Annotated in this window: 24 protein-coding genes and 1 other annotated feature; of the genes, 13 read left to right on the plus strand and 11 right to left on the minus strand. The window is 50.8% G+C overall.

What is annotated here, in order from left to right; genetic code table 11:
- Positions 1–250: 250 nt before the first annotated feature.
- Both dnaJ and dnaK read right to left on the minus strand, forming a co-directional pair.
- On the minus strand, positions 251–1,390 hold the full coding sequence (dnaJ, locus tag J4645_RS14535) for a molecular chaperone DnaJ (RefSeq protein ID WP_001119009.1): 1,140 nt from the start codon (positions 1,388–1,390) through the stop codon (positions 251–253).
- An 85-nt stretch (positions 1,391–1,475) separates the two neighbouring features.
- The gene (gene dnaK, locus J4645_RS14540; RefSeq protein ID WP_000516126.1) at positions 1,476–3,392 is read right to left on the minus strand and encodes a molecular chaperone DnaK; all 1,917 of its coding nucleotides are present in this window, start codon (positions 3,390–3,392) and stop codon (positions 1,476–1,478) included.
- 348 nt (positions 3,393–3,740) lie between these two features.
- On the opposite strand from dnaK, the gene J4645_RS14545 reads away from it, so the two are divergent.
- From J4645_RS14545 to satP, 3 genes are all read left to right on the plus strand, one after another.
- Positions 3,741–4,145 carry a DUF2541 family protein gene (locus tag J4645_RS14545; protein WP_001258082.1) on the plus strand — a complete coding sequence of 135 codons (405 nt, stop codon included), beginning with the start codon at positions 3,741–3,743 and terminating at the stop codon, positions 4,143–4,145.
- 35 nt (positions 4,146–4,180) lie between these two features.
- The gene (msyB, locus tag J4645_RS14550; protein WP_001103472.1) at positions 4,181–4,894 is read left to right on the plus strand and encodes an acidic protein MsyB; all 714 of its coding nucleotides are present in this window, start codon (positions 4,181–4,183) and stop codon (positions 4,892–4,894) included.
- Between the two features lie 149 nt (positions 4,895–5,043).
- A complete protein-coding gene (gene satP / locus J4645_RS14555; RefSeq protein ID WP_000528525.1) occupies positions 5,044–5,610 on the plus strand; it encodes an acetate uptake transporter in 567 nt (188 codons plus the stop codon).
- Between the two features lie 56 nt (positions 5,611–5,666).
- Here satP and mog read toward each other — a convergent pair whose 3' ends face one another.
- Complete coding sequence (gene mog / locus J4645_RS14560; RefSeq protein WP_000380373.1) at positions 5,667–6,257, minus strand: molybdopterin adenylyltransferase; 591 nt, start codon at positions 6,255–6,257, stop codon at positions 5,667–5,669.
- Between the two features lie 110 nt (positions 6,258–6,367).
- Complete coding sequence (gene tal / locus J4645_RS14565) at positions 6,368–7,321, minus strand: transaldolase (protein ID WP_000130179.1); 954 nt, start codon at positions 7,319–7,321, stop codon at positions 6,368–6,370.
- Between the two features lie 268 nt (positions 7,322–7,589).
- Between tal and J4645_RS14570 the strand changes: the two genes are divergently transcribed.
- Together J4645_RS14570 and yaaA are read left to right on the plus strand one after the other, a co-directional pair.
- Complete coding sequence (locus tag J4645_RS14570; protein WP_001113801.1) at positions 7,590–9,020, plus strand: sodium:alanine symporter family protein; 1,431 nt, start codon at positions 7,590–7,592, stop codon at positions 9,018–9,020.
- Between the two features lie 78 nt (positions 9,021–9,098).
- Positions 9,099–9,872, plus strand: coding sequence for a peroxide stress protein YaaA (gene yaaA / locus J4645_RS14575; protein ID WP_000906175.1), 774 nt, complete (start codon positions 9,099–9,101; stop codon positions 9,870–9,872).
- 93 nt (positions 9,873–9,965) lie between these two features.
- On the opposite strand, the gene thrC is transcribed toward yaaA, so the two are convergent.
- From thrC to yjjY, 6 genes are all read right to left on the minus strand, one after another.
- The gene (gene thrC / locus J4645_RS14580; protein WP_000781092.1) at positions 9,966–11,252 is read right to left on the minus strand and encodes a threonine synthase; all 1,287 of its coding nucleotides are present in this window, start codon (positions 11,250–11,252) and stop codon (positions 9,966–9,968) included.
- Positions 11,253–11,255: 3 nt separating this feature from the next.
- Positions 11,256–12,185, minus strand: a complete 930-nt coding sequence (gene thrB / locus J4645_RS14585) for a homoserine kinase (protein WP_000241685.1) — start codon at positions 12,183–12,185, stop codon at positions 11,256–11,258.
- Position 12,186: 1 nt separating this feature from the next.
- Positions 12,187–14,649, minus strand: a complete 2,463-nt coding sequence (thrA, locus tag J4645_RS14590; protein ID WP_001264678.1) for a bifunctional aspartate kinase/homoserine dehydrogenase I — start codon at positions 14,647–14,649, stop codon at positions 12,187–12,189.
- Between the two features lie 25 nt (positions 14,650–14,674).
- Positions 14,675–14,795, minus strand: a sequence feature (Thr leader region).
- Positions 14,731–14,796, minus strand: a complete 66-nt coding sequence (gene thrL, locus J4645_RS14595) for a thr operon leader peptide (RefSeq protein ID WP_001575544.1) — start codon at positions 14,794–14,796, stop codon at positions 14,731–14,733. (Overlaps the previous feature by 65 nt.)
- 213 nt (positions 14,797–15,009) lie before the next feature.
- Complete coding sequence (locus J4645_RS14600) at positions 15,010–15,696, minus strand: tRNA/rRNA methyltransferase (RefSeq protein WP_001266763.1); 687 nt, start codon at positions 15,694–15,696, stop codon at positions 15,010–15,012.
- Positions 15,697–16,095: 399 nt separating this feature from the next.
- Positions 16,096–16,236, minus strand: a complete 141-nt coding sequence (gene yjjY, locus J4645_RS14605) for a protein YjjY (protein ID WP_001541509.1) — start codon at positions 16,234–16,236, stop codon at positions 16,096–16,098.
- A 95-nt stretch (positions 16,237–16,331) separates the two neighbouring features.
- On the opposite strand from yjjY, the gene arcA reads away from it, so the two are divergent.
- From arcA to sthE, 8 genes are all read left to right on the plus strand, one after another.
- On the plus strand, positions 16,332–17,048 hold the full coding sequence (gene arcA, locus J4645_RS14610; RefSeq protein WP_001194359.1) for a two-component system response regulator ArcA: 717 nt from the start codon (positions 16,332–16,334) through the stop codon (positions 17,046–17,048).
- A 266-nt stretch (positions 17,049–17,314) separates the two neighbouring features.
- Positions 17,315–17,629 carry a hypothetical protein gene (locus J4645_RS14615; protein ID WP_000749516.1) on the plus strand — a complete coding sequence of 105 codons (315 nt, stop codon included), beginning with the start codon at positions 17,315–17,317 and terminating at the stop codon, positions 17,627–17,629.
- A gap of 384 nt (positions 17,630–18,013) precedes the next feature.
- The gene (locus J4645_RS14620; protein ID WP_000811635.1) at positions 18,014–18,685 is read left to right on the plus strand and encodes a winged helix-turn-helix transcriptional regulator; all 672 of its coding nucleotides are present in this window, start codon (positions 18,014–18,016) and stop codon (positions 18,683–18,685) included.
- A 338-nt stretch (positions 18,686–19,023) separates the two neighbouring features.
- Positions 19,024–19,569 (plus strand): fimbrial protein, encoded by a 546-nt coding sequence (locus J4645_RS14625; RefSeq protein ID WP_023214714.1) that lies wholly within the window; start codon positions 19,024–19,026, stop codon positions 19,567–19,569.
- 70 nt (positions 19,570–19,639) lie between these two features.
- On the plus strand, positions 19,640–20,323 hold the full coding sequence (gene sthA, locus J4645_RS14630) for a fimbrial biogenesis chaperone SthA (RefSeq protein ID WP_000680526.1): 684 nt from the start codon (positions 19,640–19,642) through the stop codon (positions 20,321–20,323).
- 45 nt (positions 20,324–20,368) lie between these two features.
- Positions 20,369–22,906: a fimbrial outer membrane usher protein gene (locus J4645_RS14635; protein ID WP_023214713.1), complete on the plus strand. Its 2,538-nt coding sequence runs from the start codon at positions 20,369–20,371 to the stop codon at positions 22,904–22,906.
- 17 nt (positions 22,907–22,923) lie between these two features.
- Positions 22,924–23,481 (plus strand): fimbrial protein, encoded by a 558-nt coding sequence (locus tag J4645_RS14640; RefSeq protein WP_001056991.1) that lies wholly within the window; start codon positions 22,924–22,926, stop codon positions 23,479–23,481.
- A gap of 40 nt (positions 23,482–23,521) precedes the next feature.
- Positions 23,522–24,607 (plus strand): fimbrial major subunit SthE, encoded by a 1,086-nt coding sequence (gene sthE / locus J4645_RS14645; protein WP_023214712.1) that lies wholly within the window; start codon positions 23,522–23,524, stop codon positions 24,605–24,607.
- Between the two features lie 57 nt (positions 24,608–24,664).
- Here sthE and creD read toward each other — a convergent pair whose 3' ends face one another.
- Entirely contained in the window at positions 24,665–26,014 is a 1,350-nt protein-coding gene (gene creD / locus J4645_RS14650) for a cell envelope integrity protein CreD (protein ID WP_000920387.1), read from the minus strand.
- Positions 26,015–26,056 lie beyond the last annotated feature (42 nt).

The raw sequence follows: 26,056 nt of genomic DNA on the forward strand, positions 1-26,056 counted from the left end.
CAATATAGATAATACTCAAGATAAATCAATTCACAGCATCTAAAAAAGCAATCGTTAATGTCATCACATCACGTTTTTTTAAAGAATAAGCGTATACAAAACTGCTGATTAACATCAATTTGTTTATCAGTAAAAACAAAATATCAACAAATGAGAGGATACGATGCGTTTAACAGAAGCCTGGGCGCGTACAGGCAGAAAAAAGCCCGGATAAACACCCGGGCTGAAGAAAAATACAACGGGAAAAAGATTAGCGAGTCAAATCGTCAAAGAATTTTTTCACGCCGTCAAAGAAGCTTTTTGAACGCGGGCTGTTTTTCTCTCCCGTCGGGCCGCCAAAACTTTCCTGAAGATCTTTTAGCAATTGCTTCTGTTTTTCGCTCAGACCGACCGGCGTTTCAACCACCACACGGCACAGCAAATCGCCCTGCGCGCCACCGCGTACGGACTTCACGCCTTTGCCGCGCATACGGAACAACTTGCCCGTTTGTGTTTCGCTCGGTACTTTCAGCATCACGCGACCATCTAACGTCGGCACTTCAATTTCACCGCCCAGCGCCGCCATCGCAAAGTTGATCGGCACTTCGCAATAAAGATTATTGCCTTCACGCTCGAAAATAGGGTGTTGTTTCACCTGGACCTGAACGTACAAGTCGCCTGCCGGTGCGCCATGCTCGCCCGCTTCGCCCTCGCCTGCCAGACGAATACGATCGCCGGTATCCACGCCCGCCGGGATTTTAACGGACAGAGTTTTACTCTTTTCAACACGCCCATGACCGTGGCATTTATGGCACGGATCTTTGATCAGCGTACCGCGTCCCTGACAGTGTGGGCAGGTCTGCTGTACAGCAAAGAATCCCTGGCGCATCTGTACCTGACCAGAACCATGACAGGTCGGACAGGTTTGCGGTTGCGTACCAGCTTTCGCGCCGCTGCCGTGGCAAACGTCGCACTCCTCCAGCGTCGGAATACGGATCTCTTTGGTCACGCCACGCACCGCTTCTTCCAGGGTGAGATCCATGTTATAACGCAAATCAGCCCCACGCGCCGCACGTTGGCGACCACGCCCGCCGCCAAAGATATCGCCAAAAACGTCACCAAAAATATCACTGAAATCAGCGCCGCCATTAAAGCCGCCGCCAAATCCGCCGCCCATACCGCCTTGTTCAAACGCGGCGTGACCATACTGATCGTAGGCTGCGCGTTTTTGCGCATCGGTCAGCACTTCATAGGCTTCTTTAATCTCTTTAAATTTAGCTTCGGCCTCTTTATCACCCTGATTGCGGTCCGGATGATATTTCATGGCCAGGCGCTTATACGCCTTTTTGATTTCACGCTCTTCCGCTGTTTTGGAAACGCCTAAAATCTCGTAGTAATCTCTTTTCGCCATCTCTTTTTATCTGCCCTTAACATGCATACACGGGCGGAGAGGAAACCTCTTCGCCCGTGCCAGTAATTACCCGTTCAAAGGGCGATTATTTTTTATCTTTTACTTCTTCAAACTCAGCGTCGACAACGTCGTCATCTTTCGCGTTGTTTGCAGAAGCGTCAGCGGAGCCAGCCTGCTGCTGCGCATGTTGCTGCTGAGCGATTTCCATCAGTTTCTGGGAAACCTGCGCCAGTTCCTGCATTTTCGCTTCGATAGCGGCTTTATCTTCGCCTTTCAGGGCAGTTTCCAGCGCGCTCAGGGCAGACTCGATAGCGGTTTTGTCATCAGCCGGCAGTTTATCGCCTGCTTCTTCAACCTGCTTACGGGTGCTGTGCAGCAGATGGTCGCCCTGGTTACGGGTCTGAACCAGCTCTTCGAACTTGCGGTCGGATTCAGCGTTCGCTTCTGCATCGCGAACCATTTTCTGAATTTCTTCCTCGTTCAGACCAGAAGATGCCTTGATGGTGATCTTCTGCTCTTTACCGCTATTTTTGTCTTTCGCGGAAACGTGCAGGATACCGTCAGCATCGATATCGAAGGTAACTTCGATCTGCGGCATACCGCGCGGCGCCGGGTTGATACCATCCAGGTTGAACTGACCCAGAGATTTGTTATCAGACGCACGTTTACGCTCACCCTGCAGCACATGGATGGTTACCGCAGACTGGTTGTCTTCCGCAGTAGAGAACACCTGGCTGTGCTTGGTCGGGATGGTGGTGTTTTTGGTGATAAGCGGAGTCATCACGCCACCCATCGTTTCGATACCCAGAGACAGCGGGGTAACGTCCAGCAGCAGCACATCTTTCACGTCGCCGGTCAGAACGCCGCCCTGAACCGCTGCGCCGATAGCCACAGCTTCGTCCGGGTTAACGTCTTTACGCGGCTCTTTACCAAAGAATTCAGCCACTTTTTTCTGCACCATTGGCATACGGGTCTGACCGCCAACGAGGATCACGTCGTTGATATCAGACACGGACAGGCCAGCGTCCTGCAGTGCGACTTTCAGCGGCTCGATAGAACGGTTCACCAGATCTTCAACCAGGCTTTCCAGTTTCGCACGAGTCACTTTGATGTTCATGTGTTTCGGACCGGTGGCATCTGCGGTAATGTACGGCAGGTTCACGTCGGTCTGCTGCGCAGAAGACAGCTCGATTTTGGCTTTTTCTGCGGCTTCTTTCAGGCGCTGCATTGCCAGCGGATCGTTACGCAGGTCAATGCCCTGATCTTTCTTAAACTCGTCAACGAGGTAGTTGATCAGGCGGGTATCGAAGTCTTCACCACCCAGGTGGGTATCACCGTTGGTTGCCAGAACTTCAAAGGTTTTTTCGCCATCAACTTCGTCGATTTCGATAATAGAGATATCGAAAGTACCACCACCGAGGTCGTAAACCGCGATAGTACGGTTGCCGACTTCTTTATCCAGACCGTAAGCCAGCGCTGCGGCAGTCGGTTCGTTGATGATACGTTTGACTTCCAGACCTGCGATACGGCCGGCGTCTTTGGTAGCCTGACGCTGAGCATCGTTAAAGTAAGCCGGTACGGTGATAACCGCTTCAGTTACCGGTTCGCCCAGATAATCTTCAGCCGTTTTCTTCATTTTCTTCAGCACTTCGGCAGAAATCTGCGGCGGCGCCATTTTCTGACCTTTCACATCAAGCCATGCGTCGCCGTTGTCGGCGCCGATGATTTTGTACGGCATGATAGAAACGTCACGTTGAACTTCTTCGTCCTGGAAGCGGCGGCCAATCAGGCGTTTAATCGCAAACAGGGTGTTTTGCGGGTTTGTCACTGCCTGACGTTTAGCCGGCTGACCAACCAGAGTTTCACCATCCTGGGTATAAGCAATGATAGAAGGCGTAGTGCGATCGCCCTCGGCGTTCTCCAGCACGCGTGCCTGCGTTCCATCCATAATCGCTACACAAGAGTTGGTAGTACCCAGGTCGATACCAATAATTTTACCCATCTAAACGTCTCCACTAAAAATTCGGTCATCATGTGGTTGTGAATCTGTAATAAGGGCGAAACGTGCGGTTTCAACTACCCTGAATCGTTTTTTTTCAGACTCACCACTGCGGTTGACTACAAGATGGGGTCGTAACCCACGTCATCAAGGGGGAGATGAAAAAATTTTTTAGTGACGAGAGGGCGCGATGGAAAACCAGACAGATAAATATTCATGAAATAAATTAAACAACGAATACCATTCACGGAAAAATTGTAATAAAAAGAAAAGATTACAAAACTGAATCGTTGCCATGAGCAGAGTATGATAGACGGTAATTGCTTATTGAACCCGTCAAAGAGAAATTCCATGCGATCTGTGTTAACGATTTCCGCCGGCCTGCTTTTCGGCCTGGCGTTAAGTAGCGTCGCGCACGCGAACGACCATAAAATACTGGGTGTTATTGCCATGCCCAGAAATGAAACGAACGATCTCGCGCTGAAAATTCCCGTCTGCCGCATCGTGAAGCGCATTCAACTCACGGCGGATCACGGCGACATCGAACTTAGCGGCGCATCCGTCTATTTTAAAACTGCGCGTAGCGCCAGCCAAAACCTGAACGTCCCTTCCTCAATCAAAGAGGGCCAGACGACAGGCTGGATCAATATTAATAGCGATAACGACAACAAACGCTGCGTATCAAAGATTACCTTCTCAGGTCATACGGTAAATTCTTCCGATATGGCGAGACTTAAAGTCATTGGCGACGATTAATCGCTGTTATTTCTATTCCAAAAGCCAGACTGAAAATGAACGTCACCTATTTACACGACGAGGATTTAGACTTTCTTCAGCATTGTAGCGAAGAACAACTCGCCGATTTCGCCCGTTTGCTGACGCATAACGAAAAGGGCAAAGCTCGCTTGTCGAGCGTCCTTAGTCATAACGAGCTGTTCAAAGCGATGGAAGGTCACCCGGAGCAACACCGCCGTAACTGGCAGCTCATTGCCGGCGAGTTTCAGCATTACGGCGGCGACAGTATCGCCAACAAATTGCGCGGACACGGAAAACAGTACCGCGCGATTCTGCTGGATGTCGCAAAACGGCTAAAACTCAAAGCAGATAAAAGCATGTCGACGTTTGAAATAGAACAGCAACTACTGGAGCATTTTTTACGTCATACCTGGCAGAAGATGGACGCGGCGCATAAGCAGGAATTTCTGCAAGCCGTAGACGCCAAAGTTTCTGAACTGGAAGAACTGCTGCCGCTGCTCATGAAAGATCGCCGTCTGGCAAAAGGGGTCTCCCACCTGCTTTCCACCCAGCTTACCCGCATTTTGCGTACCCATGCCGCAATGAGCATCCTGGGTCACGGATTACTGCGCGGCGCAGGTCTTGGCGGCCCGGTCGGCGCGGCGTTAAACGGCGTCAAAGCGATGAGCGGCAGCGCGTATCGCGTGACTATTCCGGCGGTGTTGCAAATAGCCTGCCTGCGACGAATGATGGCAGCCGTTCAGGCGTGAATGCCCTCACAGGGGGAAATATTTTCTTTTCCCCCTTATTAGATCATAGACAGTCCTCTTCCCCCTGATTATTATGCCGCGCCCCGAATACGGAACTCGTTATTCTGGGAAACTATTTCACCATTCAATTATGATGATTTTGAGGAATTATGGGCAACACTAAGTTGGCTAATCCGGCACCGCTGGGCCTGATGGGCTTCGGCATGACCACCATTCTGCTTAACCTGCACAATGCCGGTTTTTTCGCCCTGGACGGTATTATTCTGGCGATGGGGATTTTCTACGGCGGTATCGCGCAAATTTTTGCCGGTCTGCTGGAGTATAAAAAAGGCAATACCTTTGGTTTAACGGCCTTTACCTCTTACGGTTCGTTCTGGCTGACGCTGGTCGCTATCCTGCTGATGCCGAAAATGGGCCTGACGGATGCGCCTGACGCTCAGCTACTCGGCGCTTATTTAGGTCTGTGGGGCGTGTTCACGCTGTTTATGTTCTTCGGTACGCTGAAAGCCGCCCGCGCGCTGCAATTTGTTTTCCTGAGCCTGACCGTACTGTTCGCTCTGCTGGCGGTCGGCAATATCACCGGCAACGAAGCCATTATCCATATCGCAGGCTGGGTTGGTCTGGTTTGTGGCGCCAGCGCTATTTATCTGGCGATGGGTGAAGTACTAAACGAGCAATTTGGCCGCACTATTCTGCCAATCGGCGAGGCGCACTAAATCTCTTTTATTCCTCCCGCACCGGGAGGAATAACCCTACTATCAGTATCTTCCGGTCAGGATGACATATTCTCACGTCTGGCGCTCTTCGGACGGAAAGCGGCAACCACTTCCGGCGCGGTTTCGACATACGGCCCGTCAAGCAGCTGTATGCAATACGGCACGCTCGCAAAAATGCCCGGCACGCTAACGCTGCCATCGTCCGCTTTTACGCCTTCCAGCGTTTCTTTGATCGATTTTGGCTGTCCAGGCAGATTAAGAATTAACGCCTGTTTACGGATAACGCCCACCTGGCGGGAAAGAATGGCGGTCGGCACAAAGCGCAGGCTGATCTGGCGCATCTGCTCGCCAAAACCTGGCATTTCACGGTCGGCGATGGCAAGGGTCGCGTCCGGCGTGACGTCGCGACGCGCCGGACCGGTACCGCCAGTGGTCAGCACCAGATGACAGCTCATCTCATCGACCAGTTCACACAACGTTTGCTCGATAATTTCCTGTTCATCAGGAATTAAGCGCCGTTGGACCTCGAAAGGCGTGGTCAGTGCAGAAGCGAGCCACTCCTCAAGCGCAGGAATGCCTTTATCCTGGTAAACGCCGCTTGAAGCGCGGTCGGAGATAGAAACTAAGCCAATACGTAAGGTATCCATAATTATTCCGTTAAAACAGTCTCGTTAAACAGAATGATACACTGCGAAGGGAAGGACAGACAGGTTTCAGAAGAGGTAGCGTGACCCATATCAGGGCCACGCGTTAATGATTACAGCAGATCGCCGATCATTTTTTCCAGTTTTTCCTGGTCTACCGCAAACTTACGGATACCATCCGCCAGTTTATCAACCGCCATCGGATCCTGGTGATGCTGCCACAGGAACTCGGCTTCGGTAATGCGTTCCGGACGCGCTTTGACTTCGCCGGAGAATGAGAGCTTGCGCTCAATCGCCCCTTCGCTTTCCGCCAGTTCTTTCAGCAATGCCGGCGCGATAGTCAGACGGTCGCAGCCCGCCAGCTCCAGAATTTCGCCTACGTTACGGAAGCTTGCGCCCATAACGACGGTTTCGTAACCATGCTGTTTGTAGTACTCGTAGATTTCCGTTACGGAAACCACGCCCGGATCTTCAGCTGGCGCATAGTCTTTCTTGTCGGTATTGGCTTTATACCAGTCAAGAATACGACCTACGAACGGCGAGATCAGGTAGACGCCCGCTTCGGCGCACGCACGCGCCTGCGCGAAGGAGAACAGCAGCGTCAGGTTACAGTTGATGCCTTCTTTTTCCAGCTGTTCGGCTGCGCGAATGCCCTGCCAGGTGGACGCCAGCTTGATCAGGATACGATCGTTGCTGATACCCGCATCATTGTAGAGTTTAATGATACGTTTTGCTTTGGCGATAGACGCTTCAGTGTCATAAGACAGACGCGCGTCAACTTCGGTAGAAATACGCCCCGGCACCAGCTTCAGGATTTCCAGGCCAATATTCACCGCCAGCTTATCGGTCGCGTCAACAACCTGCTGCGCGCGGTTGCTGCTCTGCTGTTTCGCCCAGGCGACAGCATCGTCAATCAGCTTACGATATTCCGGGATTTGCGCTGCGTTAAGAATGAGAGAAGGGTTAGTTGTAGCATCCTGCGGCTGGTACAGCTTCATTGCCGCAATATCTCCGGTATCAGCCACTACGGTGGTGAACTGACGAAGGGAGGTCAATTTGTCCGTCATGATAGAGTTTCTCTTTAAACAGCTTGTTAGGGGATGTAACCGGTCTACCCTGATGATAACACGACGCACTCACAGCGCAACCGCCTACATGCACCTGGCTGCCCTTGTGCACTGTTTGCGTATCTGCCGACGGTTGATGCGCAATTAAAGGATACCGCCGTATTTATGGTAAACTGCCGTTAATATTAGTCTGACAAGGTCATCTACATCATGGGTCACGCTTATACAGGATTATCAAAGCGTGCCGGCATCAACAAGAGGGACGTTAATGCCTGAGTTTTTCAGTTTTATTAACGAAATACTCTGGGGCTCGGTAATGATTTACCTGCTGCTCGGCGCAGGATGTTGGTTTACCTGGCGTACCGGATTCATTCAGTTTCGTTATATTCGCCAATTTGGCCGCAGTCTGAAAGGCAGCCTTAGCCCGCAGCCAGGCGGCCTGACGTCATTTCAGGCGCTGTGTACCAGCCTCGCGGCGCGGATTGGCAGCGGTAATCTGGCCGGCGTGGCGCTGGCTATCGCCGCAGGCGGTCCCGGCGCGGTATTCTGGATGTGGGTCTCGGCCATCATTGGCATGGCGACCTCCTTCGCCGAGTGTTCGCTTGCCCAGCTTTATAAAGAACGTGACCCGACAGGCCAGTTCCGCGGCGGCCCGGCGTGGTATATGGCGCGCGGGCTGGGAATGCGCTGGATGGGCGTGGTTTTCGCCCTCTTTCTGCTCGTCGCCTACGGGTTGATTTTTAATAGCGTGCAGGCGAATGCCGTCTCACGCGCGCTCCATTTCGCCTTCAACATTCCGCCACTTATCTCCGGCATTGCTCTGGCGTTCTGTGCCCTGTTAATTATCATTCGCGGCATAAAAGGCGTCGCCCGCCTGATGCAATGGCTGATTCCCCTCATCGCGTTATTGTGGGTCGCCGGCAGCGTATTCATTTGCTTCTGGCATATTGAGCAAATGCCTGGCGTTATCGCCTCGATAGTCAAAAGCGCATTTGGCTGGCAGGAAGCCGCGGCAGGCGCAGCCGGATATACGCTCACTCAGGCTATTACCAGCGGTTTTCAGCGTGGGATGTTCTCTAATGAAGCGGGTATGGGGTCAACGCCTAATGCGGCCGCGGCGGCAACGTCGTATCCCCCTCACCCAGTCGCGCAGGGGATTGTGCAAATGATTGGCGTATTCAGTGACACCATTATCATCTGTACCGCCAGCGCGATGATTATCCTGCTGGCGGGGAATCACGCGTCCCACTCGTCAACAGAAGGCATTCAGCTTCTCCAACATGCAATGGTTTCGTTGACCGGTGAATGGGGCGCCAGTTTTGTCGCGCTTATCGTCATTCTGTTCGCGTTCAGTTCTATCGTCGCCAACTATATTTACGCTGAAAACAATCTGTTTTTTCTGCGGTTACATAACGCAAAGGCCATCTGGCTATTACGCCTTGCGACGCTTGGCATGGTTATCGCCGGTACGCTTATCAGTTTTCCGCTGATATGGCAGCTCGCTGACATGATCATGGCCTGTATGGCCATTACCAATCTGACGGCGATTTTGTTGCTCTCACCGGTGGTGTATACCCTCGCCAGCGATTATCTGCGACAACGGAAACTGGGCGTAAGACCGCAGTTCGATCCGCGGCGCTTCCCGGATATCGAACCACAACTGGCGCCAGATACCTGGGATGCGGCATCGCGCGATTAAGCCGACAATCGCAACCATCGGTCAACTCTGCGGCGTTTTTTTGCTAAAGTCGCAGAAAATTCCCTGCAAGGACTGGATATGCTGATTCTGATTTCACCTGCAAAAACGCTTGATTATCAAAGCCCGCTGGCCACGACCCGCTATACCCAGCCGGAGCTGTTGGATCACAGCCAGCAGCTTATTCAACAGGCCCGCCAGCTTTCGGCGCCGCAAATTTCCAGGCTGATGGGAATTAGCGACAAACTGGCGGATCTCAACGCCACGCGTTTTCATGACTGGCAGCCTCATTTTACGCCGGATAATGCACGCCAGGCGATTCTGGCGTTCAAAGGCGATGTTTATACTGGCCTACAGGCGGAAACGTTCAACGACGCGGATTTTGATTTTGCTCAACAACATCTGCGTATGCTCTCTGGCTTGTATGGCGTATTGCGCCCGCTGGATTTAATGCAGCCTTATCGTCTGGAGATGGGGATTCGCCTGGAGAATCCGCGCGGCAAAGATCTTTATCAATTCTGGGGCGATATCATTACCGATAAGCTCAACGAAGCGCTTGAGGCGCAGGGCGATCGGGTGGTGGTGAATCTGGCCTCCGAGGAATATTTTAAATCGGTGAAGCCGAAGAAACTGAATGCCGAACTGATTAAGCCCGTGTTCCTTGATGAGAAAAACGGCAAGTTTAAGGTGGTAAGCTTCTACGCCAAAAAAGCGCGCGGACTGATGAGCCGTTTTATTATTGAAAACCGCTTAACGAAGCCGGAACAGCTTACCGCGTTTGACCGTGAAGGGTATTTCTTTGATGAAGAAACCTCCACACAAGACGAGCTGGTCTTTAAACGCTACGAGCAGTAACGGCATCGCCGGATGGCGGTTACGCCTTATCCGGCTTACAAATCGACACCACCCCATAGGCCCGGTAAGCGACATCGCCACCGGGCGCAATGGTTACTGGCGGGTCATCATTAGCTTACGCAGGGCGGCAAAATCCGCAGGCAGATGATGTGAAAGTAGCGGCAGATCGGCGCGTTCGGCGAGCGCTTCAGGCAAGGCCAGCGTTTCTCCCAGAATGGACTCCACGCTTTCTTTAAACTTCGCCGGATGCGCCGTTCCGAGAAACAAGCCATACTCGCCAGGGTTTAACTGGTCGCGTAATGCCCGATACGCTACCGCCGCATGAGGTTCCGAGATATAACCTTTCGCTTTCAGCTCGCGCATCGTCTGTTGTGTCGTAGTGTCATCCACCGCCGCATAGCCCAGCTCAGTCAGGCGCCAGATTTTACGGCGGAATAGCTCCTCCACGCGCGGCCAGTTATTCGGCTGGCTGACATCCATCGCATTCGACAGGGTCGCCTGCGTCGCTTTCGGCGCCCACTTTCCGTCATGCAGAAAACGCGGCACCGTGTCGTTGACGTTGGTGGCGGCGATAAAACGTTTCACCGGTAGGCCTAACGACTTCGCCAGCAGCCCTGCCGTCAAATCGCCAAAGTTGCCGCTGGGGACGGAGATCACCAGTTGGTTACGCGCCCCCTGCGGCAGTTGCGCCACGGCTTCAAAGTAGTAGCAAATTTGCGCCAACAGGCGGCTGATATTAATCGAATTAGCCGAATTCAGCCCCAGCGCCGTTTTCAGTTCTTCGTCATCAAATGCCTGTTTCACCAGCGCCTGGCAAGCGTCGAAATCGCCGTCGATCGCCACGGTTTCAATGTTGCCGCCCAGCGTACAGAACAGTTTTTCCTGCAACGGACTGATCTTACCGCGCGGGTAGAGAATGACGACCCGCACATTTTCCAGGCCATAGAACGCGTGAGCCACCGCCGCGCCGGTATCGCCTGACGTTGCGGTCAGAATCGTCACCGGTTTGTCGCCGCTGATATGCGTCAGCATTTGCGCCATAAAACGCCCGCCGAAGTCTTTAAAGGCCAGCGTCGGACCATGGAATAGCTCCAGGCAACCGACATCGCTTTCTACCTGCGCTACCGGCGCCGGGAACGCAAACGCCGCGCGGACGCGCTCTTCCAGAATTTGCTGCGGTATTTCATCGCCAATAAATGCCGAGAGGATCTTTGCGCTACGGCTGACAAAGTCCTGGTTGAACATCTCATCAATTTCCGTCAGGCTAAACTCCGGCAGATCGTGCGGAAAAAAAAGTCCCTGCTGTTTGCCCAGTCCTTGCGTGACGGCCTGCGCAAAGCTGACCTGCTCATTATGGTCTTTCAGATTATAGAGTTTCATTGATTATCCCACTACTCGTGCGCCCGCCGTATCCAGCCGGCAAATATGAACGAAGCCTTCCTGATTTTGCAGATAATGTTTGCTCAGCCAGTCCGCGACGCGCTGCGCCGTCTCCGGTTTATCGCATAGCGCAAACAGCGTCGGCCCCGACCCGGAAATCCCGCTCGCCAGCGCGCCGATCTCCGATACCGCCTGCCGCGCCTGGCTAAAGCCCGGCAGTAAACGCGCGCGGTATGGTTCGGCAATAACATCTTTCATCAGCGCGGCGGCAAGCTGCGGCTGCCGCGAGTAACAGGCGTGAATAAAACCGGCCAGATGCCGTCCATGCGCAATGCAATCCTGACGGCGATACTGCGCAGGCAAAATGGCCCGTGCTTCTGCGGTGGAAACTTTAATGCCCGGATAAGCCAGTACCCATAGCCACTCATCAAAGCCCGGCACCTGCTGACTAATAATGCCGTTTTCTTCAATCATCAGCTGCATACCGCCAAGAAAGCACGGCGCGACGTTATCGTAATGGATGCTGCCGGAGATACGGCCTTCCAGCTCGCCCATCAGCGCCAACAGACGCGTGTCGTTTAACGGTTTGCCGCAGTGCTCATTCATCGCGACCAGCGCAGCAACGACGGAACAGGCGCTGGACCCTAACCCGGAACCAATCGGCATATTTTTTTCCAGCGTCATCGCCACCGGGATGGTTTTCCCCAATGCCTGGCAAAAACGTTCCCAGCACTGATAAACAATATTTTCACGCGGCTCCGGCGGCAGTTTATCGGCAAATCGCCCCAGGTTATGCAGACGGAAATGGTCCGCTGCTTCAACGGATACCACATCGCCCAGCAACGTGCCGTCAACGGGTGTGACGGCCGCGCCCAACACGTCGAAACCGACGCTCATGTTCGCGCTGGAAGCCGGGGCATACACTTTCACCATGTTAAACTCCTAACTTCCATGAGAGGGTCCGTAACAGATCGGCAAACACGCCCGCCGCCGTCACATCATTGCCTGCGCCGTAGCCGCGCAGCACCAACGGCAAGGGCTGATAATAGTGGCTGTAGAACGCCAGTGCGTTTTCACCGTTTTTCACTTTGAAGAGCGGATCGTTACCATCAACTTCGGCAATCTTCACGCGGCACACGCCATCCTCTTCGATATTGCCCACATAGCGCAATACCTTACCTTCATCACGAGCTTTTGCCACACGGGCGGCAAACGCATCGTCAAGCTGCGGCAGATGCGCCATAAAGGTGGTCACATCGCCGGAGGCGTCAAACTCGTCCGGCAACACCGGTTCAATCACGATATCGGAAAGCTCCAGCTCGCGACCCGTCTCGCGGGCAAGGATCAACAGTTTACGCGCCACATCCATACCGGAAAGATCGTCGCGCGGATCGGGTTCGGTATAGCCCATCTCGCGCGCCAGCGCGGTCGCCTGTGAGAGACTCATCCCCTCTTCCAGTTTACCGAAAATAAAAGAGAGCGACCCGGAAAGAATGCCGGAAAATTTTTGCAGTTCATCACCCGCATTCAGCAGGTTTTGCAGGTTTTCGATTACCGGCAAACCGGCACCGACGTTGGTGTCATACAAGAATTTGCGCCGTGATTGCGCGGCGGCGAAACGTAGCTGATGGTAGTAGTCCATCGACGAGGTGTTCGCTTTCTTGTTCGGCGTCACCACATGGAACCCTTCACGCAGGAAGTCGGCATACTGGTCGGCCACCGCCTGACTGGAGGTACAATCAACAATCACCGGATTGAGTAGATGATATTCTTTCACCAGGCGAATTAAGCGTCCCAGATTGAACGGCGCGTTCGCTTGCGCCAGTTCCGCCTGCCAGTTGTCCAGATTCAGGCCATGCACATTGGTTAGCAACGCCTTTGAGTTCGCCACGCCGCACACGCGTAAATCGATGTGCTTGTTCTTCAGCCAGGTTTGCTGACGTTTAAGCTGTTCCAGTAGCGCGCCGCCGACGCCGCCGACGCCAATGACAAACACTTCAATCACCTGATCGGTATTGAACAGCATCTGGTGCGTTACCCGCACGCCGGTGGTGGCATCGTCGTTATTCACCACCACAGAAATGGAACGCTCAGAAGATCCCTGAGCGATCGCCACGATATTGATATTAGCCCGCGCCAGCGCGGCGAAGAATTTCGCTGAAATGCCGCGTAGCGTGCGCATACCGTCGCCGACAACAGAGATAATCGCCAACCGCTCAGTAACCGCCAGCGGCTCCAGCAGCCCCTCTTTCAGCTCCAGATAGAACTCATCCTGCATCGCACGTCGGGCACGCGCGCAGTCACTCTGCGGCACACAGAAGCTGATGCTGTACTCAGAGGAGGACTGGGTAATGAGCACCACCGAGATCCCGGCGCGAGACATGGCGGCGAAAACACGCGCCGCCATCCCAATCATCCCTTTCATTCCCGGGCCGGAGACGCTAAACATCGCCATGTTGTTAAGGTTAGAGATCCCTTTAACCGGCAGATTATCATCGTCGCTGGATGCGCCGATCAGCGTTCCTGGCGCCTGCGGATTGCCGGTATTTTTAATCAGACAGGGGATCTGGAACTGGGCGATAGGCGTAATGGTGCGAGGGTGAAGGACTTTGGCGCCGAAGTAAGAGAGTTCCATCGCTTCCTGGTAGGACATCGATTTCAGCAGCCTGGCGTCCGGCACCTGACGTGGGTCACAGGTATACACGCCATCGACGTCAGTCCAGATTTCACAGCAGTCAGCGCGTAAACAGGCGGCCAGCACGGCGGCGGAATAGTCGGAACCATTACGGCCCAGCACCACCAGTTCACCCTTTTCATTACCGGCGGTAAAGCCCGCCATCAGGATCATGTGATCGGCTGGGATCTGGCTGGCGGCGATACGGCGAGTCGATTCCGCGATATCGACGGTAGATTCAAGGTAATGGCCCACCGCCAGCAATTTTTCTACCGGATCAATCACCGTGACGCGATGTCCACGCGCCTCCAGGAGTCCCGCCATAATCGCGATCGACATTTTTTCGCCACGGCAAATCAGCGCGGCGTTGATGCTATCCGGGCACTGACCCAGCAGGCTGATACCATGCAGAACATGTTTGATCTGAGCGAATTCTTGTTCGACAACCATTTTCAACCGTGCAAGCGGGAATCCCGGCTGCGCGCTGGCAAGTCCTGCGAGCAGGTCAGAAAAAATACGTTCGGCATCGCTGATATTCGGCAAAGCATCCTGGCCGCCGATAGTTTTTTCAATCATCGCCACCAGATGGTTGGTAATTTTCGCGGGGGCGGAAAGTACGGTCGCTACCTGCCCTTGCCTGGCATTGCTTTCCAGAATATCGGCAACACGCAGAAAACGTTCTGCATTTGCCACTGATGTACCGCCGAACTTCAACACTCGCATGGTTGTTACCTCGTGATCTCTGGTCGAAAAAAAAGCCCGCACTGTTCAGGTGCGGGCTTTTTTCTGTGTTTCCTGTACGCGTCAGCCCGCACCGTTACCTGTGGTAATGGTGATGGTGGTAATGGTGGTGGTGCTGATGCGGTTCATGGATGTTGTGTACTCTGTCATTTTTATTTGTCTGTCTTGTATTCCTATATTGGTTAAAGTATCTGCCCGCCTAAGTCAATAAATTTTTAAATTGATCACATTCCGAAACTTGTTCATGTGCTGCTGGCGATATATTTATTTTCAACCAATTCCACCTGTTATGATCTCTTGCAACCAGACGTAATCTCTTATTATTTTAAAAATTACAGCACGTTATTTTGTTAGTTTTTTTTCAATATCATGAACCAAACGGTGCAACATTACCGTATCTCGCTGTCCCAGCAGGCCGATTCGCTGTTGTAGCCAGTCGGTTAATTTGTGGTCATCGGCCGCCTCCAGAGTCGTTAACAGACGTAAAAGGCGCGCGCGTAACGCCTGTAACTGCGATTCATCAGCAATATCAACGGATTCAGTGGTCTGTTGCATTAAACCTGCTAATTGATAGCAATACACCATGACTGCCTGACCCAGATTGAGCGAAGGGTAATCCGCCGCCATCGGCACGCCTGTCAATACATCCGCCAGCGCCAGCTCGTCATTGGTCAAACCGGAATCCTCACGGCCAAAAACCAGCGCGGCATGACGCATCCAGCGTGATTTTTCCTGTAATAAGGGAACCAGTTCAGCGGGCGAAGCGTAGTAATGAAATTTTGCCCGGCTGCGGGCTGTCGTCGCGACGGTAAAATCCACATCGTGGAGCGCGTCGGCAAGGGTGTGGAAAATCTCAATATTATCAATAATATCTCCAGATCCATGTGCGACCCAACGGGTAGCGGGCTCCAGGTGCGCCTGGCTGTCGACAATACGCAGGTCAGTAAATCCCATGGTCTTCATAGCCCGGGCGGCTGCGCCGATATTTTCCGCTCTGGCGGGAGCGACAAGAACGATTGTTACACGCATTTCATTACTCTTTTTGACTAATTTACAGGAAATTAGCTGGCGTTTGTAAGCATATTACGCTTCGCAAATTTACAAAATTTTAACGGATATCACTGAAAAAGCATTTTTGATTTCGTAAAAGACGCTACACTATTGCGTATCTGTACTATTGCTGTTTATGTTAACAGAACATCGTTATCCTGCTGTTTATTTAGGATAATTTAATTTAAAATAGATCCTGTTCTTTGGATTCATCACATTTATTAGTTGGCTTACGTAACTAGTTGGAATATTGCAAATTTGTGATGAAAGCTAGCATTTAGCTACGATGATTTCATCAAACTGTTAACGTGCTACAATTGAACTTGATATATGTCAACGAAGCGTAGTTTTATTAGGTGTCCGGTACGTCTTAGCCTGTTATGTTGCTGTTAAAATGGTTAGGATGACAGCCGTTTTTGACACTGTCGGGTCCAGAGGGAAAGTACCCACGACCAAGCTAATGATGTTGTTGACGTTGATGGAAAGTGCATCAAGAACGCAATTACGTACTTTAGTCATGTTACGCCGATCATGTTAATTTGCGACATGCATCAGGCAGGTCAGGGACTTTTGTACTTCCTGTTTCGATTTAGTTGGCAATTTAGGTAGCAAACATGCAGACCCCGCACATTCTTATCGTTGAAGACGAGTTGGTAACACGCAACACGTTGAAAAGTATTTTCGAAGCGGAAGGCTATGATGTATTCGAAGCGACAGATGGCGCGGAAATGCATCAGATCCTCTCTGAATATGACATCAACCTGGTGATCATGGATATCAATCTGCCAGGGAAAAACGGTCTCCTGTTAGCGCGTGAACTGCGTGAACAGGCTAACGTTGCGCTGATGTTCCTGACGGGCCGCGATAACGAAGTCGACAAAATTCTCGGCCTCGAAATCGGCGCGGATGATTACATCACCAAACCGTTTAACCCACGCGAATTGACCATCCGTGCCCGCAACCTGCTGTCCCGTACCATGAACCTGGGTACCGTCAGCGAAGAGCGTCGTAGCGTTGAAAGCTACAAGTTCAACGGTTGGGAACTGGATATCAACAGTCGTTCACTGATCGGCCCGGACGGCGAGCAGTATAAACTACCGCGCAGCGAGTTCCGCGCGATGCTTCACTTCTGCGAAAACCCTGGCAAAATTCAGTCGCGCGCAGAGCTGTTGAAGAAAATGACCGGGCGCGAGCTGAAGCCGCATGACCGTACTGTTGACGTTACCATTCGTCGTATTCGTAAGCATTTCGAATCCACGCCGGATACGCCGGAAATCATCGCCACCATTCACGGCGAAGGTTATCGCTTCTGCGGCGACCTGCAGGATTAATTCGGCCCAGGCGCCAAACTGTAAAAACAGCCGGTAAGTTATTCTTACTGGCTGTTTCTTATGCTCCCCTTCCGCTAAGCGGCCCCGCTTTCCCTCCTGACCTGCCGTTATGACGTACTCTTTTACATAAAAATTGTCATATAGCGCTGTTTATCTCAGCTTGCGAAAGTTAAGGTAGTTTGTGTATTTACATTAAAGAGTAATACACGGGATTTGTTAGTCCCCAAAAAATAAGGGGATGCTCACAGGACGTGAGGTTTCAAAGGATGAAAAAATCACCATTATGCTGCTACCTGTTTTGTGCAGCGATGTCAGCTTCATCAGCCGCGCTGGCTGCTACCGCGCCGGTCTCCGCAGGCGTTATTCATTTCAAAGGCCAGATTGTCGAATATGGTTGTAACCTTGCGCCTCACGATCGCAATATCGAGGTATCATGTTCGCGGAATAATATCCCCCATTTGCAGACAGTCGCCACACCGTCTGGAAACGCTATTTCGTTGATGAATGGAATCGCCACGGTACGGCACGTGTCGTTAAAAGATCATCCGGAGATTCAAAGTTTGATCGTCCAGTACCGCTAACCGCTTATGGCTCCCGCCGGGAGGAGTTCCGGCAGGCGGCGATTTCGCTCAGTAAAACGCCGCCCGCCTGCATTTTGTACTTTTCTCTCATTCGTATCCTACAACAGCGATGAACATCGCTTCGCTATCCTGTACGCTCTACGCGCTCGTTAAGCACGGTACCTATGATAGCTGTCATAAAATGATTGCAAATAAAATCATCACATTTACTATGGTTAACCTTACAAACAGCGTTGTCGCTCATGCATTGATAAGGTGAATACATTGACTTAAATATTCTTGTTGGCTATTTTAATTTACTTAATTATAATTTTAAGTGAATATTAAATTTATGTTTACCTTTTAATAGTCAACCACTTTATCAGCCATAATAATGGGGAAGATATGAAGCAGTTAAACGGCGGGAATGTGTATCGTCCCACAGGGAAAGAAAAAAACCTGCAAGCCATTTTAAATATTCATCGGCACGTTATTCAAAACATCTCTCCTGTCACTATTACGGCCGGTAAAACACTGGATATCAAGATTGATAATCAATCCCACATCCTGTTAATCACTAAAGGCGCTATTAAAGTATGTCGGCGTATCGACAGCATTGTAATGGGCTGCGGTGTCTCACCAATGATTTTAGGCCTTGTAGATGCCTATGCTGACTTATACCAGTTAGAAGAGAATTCAGACGTCTTTTTTATCGCCGAAACCACCTGTGAATATTATCCTGTCCCAGTAAAAGATTTTGTGGAAATAGCCGATGAAAAGCATCTCTGGCGTGACATTTCGAACATCCTGATGTACCGCATTGCTTTCATGACTAACCGTGACAGAAACCTTATCGGGCAGGACGCCTATAGCCAGATAAAAGCGCTGTTACTTGAACTGTGGTCGTATCCTGAAAGCTCACGATTTGAGATCAACGCACAGAACTTCATACAGCAGAGAACCGGGCTTTCACGCAGCCGTATCATGCAGGTACTTTCAGAACTAAAAGCGGGGGACTATATAAAAATACTGCATGGAAGACTGTTAGAGCTTCGAAACCTGCCGGTTTCATTTTAAACGGACAAGCGTCGTATATTCTTAAAAATAAAGCAATATAGAGTTAAATAAACCCTCCAGGAAATAATAACTATTATCAAAAAAGAGATCTTGCTCTATAAATCCAGTCATCAACCGTACTTCTTTAGTGGTATTTTATTAAACTTTGTTACCGGGTCCGAAACTGGACTGCCGTTCAATATTGCATCAGAATTTTTATTGAGTTCATAGTTGATATACGTAGAATAGCCGCCTGCTTATCTACAGAACAGAAAGAAGCGCATACAGAGTAAAATATAATATTTTATTTTATATAGCTATCTTTATTTTTCAGCGAATAGAATCAGGCAACAATTAATATGTTTAATAAGAAAATTATCATCCTGGCAATGTTAACTGCCGTAGCATCCACACCGGTATTTGCCCAGAACACGATTACGTTCAATGGCAAAATTTACGATCAGGCGTGTACGGTTCAGGTTAATGGCTCCACGGATACCACCATTGATTTAGGTAATTACAGCAAAGAACGCATCGCGGAAAAAGGCGCCACAACCTATTACGTGCCGTTTACCGTAAGCCTGGTTAGCTGCCCGGAAGCAGGGACTGGCGTACCAACCCAGGCCATGTTCCGCTTCCACGGCGCAACAGATGATTCTAACCCAACGTACTTCAAAAACGCGGACGAAGGATCGGAAACGGGCGCCGCGGGTGTCGGTATTTCTATTCAGAACGCTTCACATAGCGATGTGACAGATAACACGGATGATGCCGCAGTAAACCTGCCAACCGACGGCTCGACAGCAGACTTTACCTATTACGCCGCCATGGCAAACGATGGTTCCGCAACCGTAACCGGTGGAGATGTTAGCACTCAGGTTACGTATACCGTTTCGTATCAGTAAGGCATTCTCATCCTGATGTGGACAGGCAGGATGCCAGTCCATAGCGTAAAACATCTTTACAGAGTAAAAAATGAAACACATAAAGAAATCCGTGTTGGTCGTATTACTGACAAGCCATGTTGCCCATGCCAGCATTGTTGTTGGCGGAACCCGACTGGTTTTCGACGGCAATAATGATGAGTCGTCAATCAATGTAGAGAATAAAGACAGCAAAGCGAATCTTGTTCAGTCATGGTTATCGGTTGCCGATCCCCAGGTCACAAATAAGCAGGCGTTTATTATCACCCCGCCTCTTTTTCGCCTTGATGCCGGGCAAAAGAACAGCATTCGAGTTATTCGCTCTGGCGCCCCTCTACCTACAGATCGAGAATCTATGTACTGGCTCAATATTAAGGGTATTCCTTCTATTGATGATAATGCCTCCGCGAACCGCGTGGAAATCTCCATTAATACCCAAATAAAGCTTATATATCGGCCGCCAGCATTAACAAAATCGACGCCTGATAGCCAGAGCCAACAATTAAAATGGCAGACGGCAGGTGATGTTATTACCGTAAATAACCCCACGCCCTATTATATGAACTTTGCCAGTGTGACGCTTAACAGCCATGAAGTGAAATCAGCGACCTTCGTTCCACCAAAATCATCAGCGTCATTTAAATTGAGTTCTACTGCCGCCCCTCATGGCACGGTAACGTGGCGATTAATCAGCGATTATGGGATGAGTTTAGAGCCGCATTCCGGTTCATTCTAGCCATTAACGACTTCACTTTACTTTTACCCTTTCAGGACTTTTACTGTGCAATTCTCCAGAGTAGAGCCCCGTTCTCAATTAGCGTTATCGTTTCTCTTTATATGCTGTTCCATAAAACCAGCGTTAGCGCATGATCATTTTAATCCATTATCGTTGGAAAATGATGAACCGGGCGTGGAGAATGTCGATCTATCTGTTTTCGAAAAGGGGGGGCAGGCAGAAGGCACCTATAATGTTGATATTTATATTAATAACACCAGTATTGAAACAAAAAATATTGCCTTTAAAAATAAAAAATCAGCAGATAATAAGCTCTCCCTACAGCCGTGTCTTAGCGTTGAACAACTCAAGCAGTGGGGCGTAAAAACAGAAAACTTCCCCGAGCTTAAAAATGCCCCAAACGGGTGTACCGATCTTAGTCTGCTGGCTGGCGCTGTAGCAAAGTTTAATGTCATCGGTAACCGGCTGGATTTAGCGATCCCTCAAATCGCGTTGATCGCCGACCCGCGAGAATTCGTCCCTACCAGCGAATGGGATGAAGGCATTAATGCTTTTTTGCTGAACTACAGTTTTACCGGATCGCAGGATCACGATATTGATGAAAACCGGACGGAAAATAGCGAATACGCTAACCTGCGCCCAGGTATTAACATTGGCGCATGGCGTTTTCGTAACTACTCAACCTGGAATCATGATAGCGATGGGCAAAATAGCTGGGATTCTGCCTACACCTATGTTTCTCGCGATATCGAATTTTTAAAAGGACAGCTGATCGCCGGGGAAAATAACACGCCCGCGGACGTCTTTGACAGTATTTCATTTAAGGGCGTACAGATCTCTTCTGATGACGATATGTTGCCGGACAGTATGAAAGGGTTCGCCCCGGTCATTCGCGGGGTGGCCAAAAGCAGCGCGCAGGTAACCGTTGAACAAAACGGTTATACCATCTACAAAACTAACGTTCCGGCGGGTCCATTCGCCATCAATGATCTTTATCCAACCGGCGGTTCGGGCGACCTGTACGTCACCATCAAAGAATCCGATGGTTCTGAACAGCATTTCATTGTGCCCTACGCCAGCGTTCCGGTATTACAGCGTGAAGGCCACCTGAAATACGACCTGACGGTAGGCCGCACGCGTTCATCAGATACGCATTCCGCGCAACAGAATTTTGCAGAACTGACGGCCTTATACGGATTAGCAGGCGGCATAACCGCCTATGGCGGAATAGAGAGTACGCTGAGCAATGATGTTTATCATGCGGCGCTCATCGGGACAGGTTTAAACCTTGGCGATCTGGGCGCATTGTCTTTAGACGTCACCAATTCATGGTCAAAAATTAAAGCAGGCGATGTGGTTAGCGATACGCTTACCGGACAGTCCTGGCGTATTCGTTACAGCAAAGATATTCAGTCAACAGGCACCAATTTCACTGTCGCCGGCTACCGTTATTCGACCAAAGATTACTACGCTCTTGAGGATGTGCTGGATACCTATAGCGATAATAGTCACTATGATCATGTACGTAATCGCACCGACCTGTCGTTATCGCAAGACATTATCTACGGTTCCATTTCACTCACTTTATATAATGAAGATTACTGGAATGACACTCATACCACATCATTAGGTATTGGCTATAACAACACATGGCATAACGTAAGCTATGGCATTAACTATTCTTATACGCTGAACGCCGATAATTCTCAGGATGAAGACGACGATACGGAAGACAGTAATGACCAGCAAATTTCAATCAATATTAGTATTCCGTTAGATGCCTTTATGCCGTCAACGTATGCCACCTACAATATGAACTCCGCGAAAGACGGCGATACCACGCATACTGTCGGTTTAAACGGAACAGCGCTGGCACAGAAAAATCTCTCATGGAGCGTTCAGGAAGGTTATTCCTCTCAAGAGAAAGCCACCAGCGGTAATGTGAGCGCAACCTATAACGGGACGTATGCGGATATTAACGGCGGGTATAGCTACGATAATCATATGCGTCGCCTGAATTATGGCGTTCAGGGCGGCGTACTACTACATCGAAATGGCCTGACACTATCCCAGCCAATGGACGACACCATCATATTGGTTAAAGCCCCTGGCGCAGCGGGTGTCCCCGTGAATAACGAAACGGGCGTGGACACCGATTTTCGGGGTTATGCCGTCGTACCTTATGCTTCGCCTTACCATCGTAATGAAGTGTCTTTAGATACGACGGGCATTAGAAAAAATATTGAGCTCATTGATACCAGTAAAACGCTGGTGCCTACCCGTGGCGCGGTGGTCAGGGCCGAATATAAAACCAATATTGGTTACAAGGCATTGATGGTATTAACCCGCATAAACAATCTGCCTGTTCCTTTTGGCGCGACCGTCTCGTCTTTAACAAAACCAGACAATCACAGCAGTTTTGTTGGTGATGCGGGGCAAGCCTGGTTAACCGGACTGGAAAAACAAGGGCGGTTATTAGTGAAGTGGGGGCCAACAGCAGCAGACCAGTGTCAGGTCTCTTATCGTATACCGAGCTCCCCCTCCGCTTCTGGCGTAGAAATCTTACACGAGCAATGCCAGTGATTCTGGTGGGATAAAAGATGAATATGAACAGATTTGCTGCATTAACCGCCCTGTTAACGTTCACGGGTCTGGCATTATGGTCGCCCTCGATCAGCGCGGCATACAATACCGCAGATGCCGTAGACATTAACGTTACGGGATTAATTTATGCCGATCCGTGTACCGTGACGGTACCTGACACGATCTCTCTTGGGCAATATGCCCGGGCGGATATCGCTGTGGCCGGTGGCAATACCGCCACCATTCCTTTCACCATAAAAATGACGAATTGCCCGGCAACGACCACAAAAGCCGCGATTTCATTTAACGGCGTACCTTATCCCGATCCAAATTATGCTTCTGCAATTTATGCAAACAGCGCGGCCAATCCGGCGCAGGATTTAGGATTACAGCTTTTTAACCTGGACGGCAAAAGTCTGGTCAATCTGGCCAACAACGTCACTTACACGGTGGATATCAACAGTAATACCCATGAAGCCAATTTGCCTGTCGCCGCAAGGATGTATACCCCGTATGGAAAAGTCACGGCAGGGGATTTCACGTCCGTTGTGACGATCACTATCGCATGGCAATAACATCTTTCTATTTCACCTGGTATAAAAGCAGGAATTTTTCATGAGAAGGTTATATCTGGCGCTTATTCTGCTGTTCGCGTATTCCAGTCATGGTTACGCCTCCTGTAAACGTTCCGGTAATGAAGGCGCGATCACTATCACCCCGCCGTCGCAGCTTGTGGTGGATAGCCACGCCTATACCGCAGGCGAAGTGTTGTGGCAATCGGGCTGGGTTTCCACCTCCGAAGTCACAATGGATGGCTGTAGTCGCGATTATAAGGTCGGTTTTTTATATGAACCCGGTAGCGCGCAGTCAAATACATCGGCGACAATCAATGCGAATGACGGGAACAACACGCCGGTATTTAGCACCGGGATTTCCGGCGTGGGCATTGCGATTAAAACCCAAACGAATGCTGGCCCTTACGATAATGTCATGCCAATCGATAATACCTACCATAATGGCGATGGCAATAAAACACACCATGCGATGGCTCCCGCCTACAATGTTGAACTGGTCGCCTTAGGCGGTCCGATCACCTCCGGTACCGCGACATTCCAAAGTCCACTGGCGCGCGTATCTTTTCGCGATAGCGCAACAGAAGACTCCGGCGGCGATATCCTGACCCATCTGTATTTGGGGAATACGCAATTGATTATGAAAGCGATGGGATGTCGGGTAGAAACACCTGCCATCACCGTGGATTTAGGCAGCGTCAATTTAGGCAGTTTCGCTAACAGTCAAACCGCGGGCACAGGCGAGCAGGATATCTTATTGACCTGCGAACAAGGCACCGCCATTTCCGCATCGTTAAGCGCCCAACCGGCCAGCGGAAACAATCCTGATAATTCAGTCATCCAGTTGAGCAATGCAAGCGCGCCAACCAGCGCAACCGGCGTTGGCGTACAGTTGGGTATTCAGGCGCCGGACGCCGGTTTCTTTACCGACAGTTTGCCAATCAATCAAAAAATTGATCTCTTTACTCACACGATTACTACCAATGCCGATGGCGGCCAGACGGTTAACGGCGGAACCATGAATATGTCCACCACCCTGAAAATTAGCGCGCACTACTATAAAACCGCCGCCACGGTAACGGCCGGGCAAGCGAATGCCACGGCAACATTAAACCTGACCTATAACTAACGGCATCACAGTTTCTGGCGCTGCGCGGGAAAACGTTAACGCGCGCGCCCGTTAGATTTATTTCCACAAACGTAATTCGTCATCTTTTACTGGCGGTAATGACTTACGTTGCTGACAAGAGAGCGAATACCAGTCCAGATGGCGCGTCAGGAACATCACGCCGCCAAGCGCCAGTAGCAGAACGCCGGTACCCAGAAGCAACGAGCTATCTTCCGAACGCAGCAATCCCCACATCACGCCATCCAGCGCCAATAACGCTAGCGTAAACAGTACGCTATTGCGCCATCCTTTCAGCACCGCCTGCAAATAAACGCTATTCATCAACGCGCCCACCAGGCTTGCGGCGATCCAGGCTGGCGTGAAACCGATATGTTCCGACAGTGCCAGCAACAGCAGGTAGAACATCACCAGCGATAACCCCACCAGCAGATACTGCATCGGGTGTAACCGCTGTCCCGTCAGGGTTTCGAAGACAAAGAAAGCCATAAACGTTAGCGCAATCAACAAAATGGCATATTTCGTCGCTCTGTCCGTCAGTTGATACTGATCGGCTGGCGTCGATACAGCGACGCTAAACGCCGGTAAGTTGTCCCAATCCACCTTTTGCACATCAGCAAACCGTTCGCCGAGATTCGTGGCAAACCGGCTGGTTTGCCACTGGGCCTGAAATCCTGAACCGCTGATTTCGCGTTTACCGGGAAGAAAATCCCCCACAAAATTTGGGTGCGGCCAGTTGCTGGTCAGGGTCATTTCACTGCTACGCCCGACGGGAACCAGTGAAAAGCTGCCGGTTCCGCTTAAATTTAGCGACATCGCCAACGTCAGGTTGCGCGTCGCCCACTGACTGTCCGGCAGCGGGATATGAATGCCCTCTCTACTTTCCGGTAAGCCGGTCCCCGGTTCTACAGTGAGCGTTTCACCATTCACCTGCGGCGCTTTTACTGCGCTGATACCGCGCGCATCGCCGACGCCCACGACGATAAAGGGCTTTCCAAGGGTAATGTTCGGTCTGTTCAGCTCATGCAGACGGGCCACATCAAACTCCGCCTTTATCGCCATATCGGTATGCCACACCTGCCCCTGATAAATACCTATTTTTCGCGCTTCAACGTTTTGATTGCCTTCAACCAATAGCGACTCCGGCAGCCAAAAATAGAGATAGCTGCGCTTATACTGGACCTCTTTCTCCTCTTCCAGCACGGTATAGAGCTCTGTCACCGGAACCGCCACCAGCGGGCCGACAACCTTTTGCGGGCCGCTGGTACTCTGACGAATAGCGGCTTCTACATGGCTTCGATAATCAGCACGTTCCACGATGGTGTGCCGTACCATCATCAGGGGAATTAACAGCAGGATCATGGCGCCGCCTAACGTAATCATTTTCCACAACAGGGGGGATTTCAACATAGCGTTCTCCTTTGCAATGCCAGCAGTGTAAGAACGCGATGT

Origin of the sequence: Salmonella sp. 32082101201600294FB01SM01 (assembly GCF_017572865.1) — a bacterium.
GTDB lineage: Bacteria > Pseudomonadota > Gammaproteobacteria > Enterobacterales > Enterobacteriaceae > Salmonella > Salmonella enterica.

Excerpts from the sequence above, each read along its gene's own strand:
- J4645_RS14545 (WP_001258082.1), top strand. The coding sequence starts at position 3,741 with ATGCGATCTGTGTTAACGATTTCCGCCGGCCTGCTTTTCGGCCTGGCG.
- msyB (WP_001103472.1), top strand. The coding sequence starts at position 4,181 with ATGAACGTCACCTATTTACACGACGAGGATTTAGACTTTCTTCAGCAT.
- dnaJ (WP_001119009.1), bottom strand. The coding sequence starts at position 1,390 with ATGGCGAAAAGAGATTACTACGAGATTTTAGGCGTTTCCAAAACAGCG.
- sthA (WP_000680526.1), top strand. The coding sequence starts at position 19,640 with ATGAAACACATAAAGAAATCCGTGTTGGTCGTATTACTGACAAGCCAT.
- J4645_RS14615 (WP_000749516.1), top strand. The coding sequence starts at position 17,315 with ATGAAAAAATCACCATTATGCTGCTACCTGTTTTGTGCAGCGATGTCA.
- yjjY (WP_001541509.1), bottom strand. The coding sequence starts at position 16,236 with ATGACTAAAGTACGTAATTGCGTTCTTGATGCACTTTCCATCAACGTC.
- mog (WP_000380373.1), bottom strand. The coding sequence starts at position 6,257 with ATGGATACCTTACGTATTGGCTTAGTTTCTATCTCCGACCGCGCTTCA.
- thrA (WP_001264678.1), bottom strand. The coding sequence starts at position 14,649 with ATGCGAGTGTTGAAGTTCGGCGGTACATCAGTGGCAAATGCAGAACGT.
- J4645_RS14570 (WP_001113801.1), top strand. The coding sequence starts at position 7,590 with ATGCCTGAGTTTTTCAGTTTTATTAACGAAATACTCTGGGGCTCGGTA.
- creD (WP_000920387.1), bottom strand. The coding sequence starts at position 26,014 with ATGTTGAAATCCCCCCTGTTGTGGAAAATGATTACGTTAGGCGGCGCC.
- J4645_RS14640 (WP_001056991.1), top strand. The coding sequence starts at position 22,924 with ATGAATATGAACAGATTTGCTGCATTAACCGCCCTGTTAACGTTCACG.
- sthE (WP_023214712.1), top strand. The coding sequence starts at position 23,522 with ATGAGAAGGTTATATCTGGCGCTTATTCTGCTGTTCGCGTATTCCAGT.
- thrB (WP_000241685.1), bottom strand. The coding sequence starts at position 12,185 with ATGGTGAAAGTGTATGCCCCGGCTTCCAGCGCGAACATGAGCGTCGGT.
- arcA (WP_001194359.1), top strand. The coding sequence starts at position 16,332 with ATGCAGACCCCGCACATTCTTATCGTTGAAGACGAGTTGGTAACACGC.
- J4645_RS14620 (WP_000811635.1), top strand. The coding sequence starts at position 18,014 with ATGAAGCAGTTAAACGGCGGGAATGTGTATCGTCCCACAGGGAAAGAA.
- J4645_RS14600 (WP_001266763.1), bottom strand. The coding sequence starts at position 15,696 with ATGCGTGTAACAATCGTTCTTGTCGCTCCCGCCAGAGCGGAAAATATC.
- tal (WP_000130179.1), bottom strand. The coding sequence starts at position 7,321 with ATGACGGACAAATTGACCTCCCTTCGTCAGTTCACCACCGTAGTGGCT.
- dnaK (WP_000516126.1), bottom strand. The coding sequence starts at position 3,392 with ATGGGTAAAATTATTGGTATCGACCTGGGTACTACCAACTCTTGTGTA.
- thrC (WP_000781092.1), bottom strand. The coding sequence starts at position 11,252 with ATGAAACTCTATAATCTGAAAGACCATAATGAGCAGGTCAGCTTTGCG.
- J4645_RS14625 (WP_023214714.1), top strand. The coding sequence starts at position 19,024 with ATGTTTAATAAGAAAATTATCATCCTGGCAATGTTAACTGCCGTAGCA.
- yaaA (WP_000906175.1), top strand. The coding sequence starts at position 9,099 with ATGCTGATTCTGATTTCACCTGCAAAAACGCTTGATTATCAAAGCCCG.
- satP (WP_000528525.1), top strand. The coding sequence starts at position 5,044 with ATGGGCAACACTAAGTTGGCTAATCCGGCACCGCTGGGCCTGATGGGC.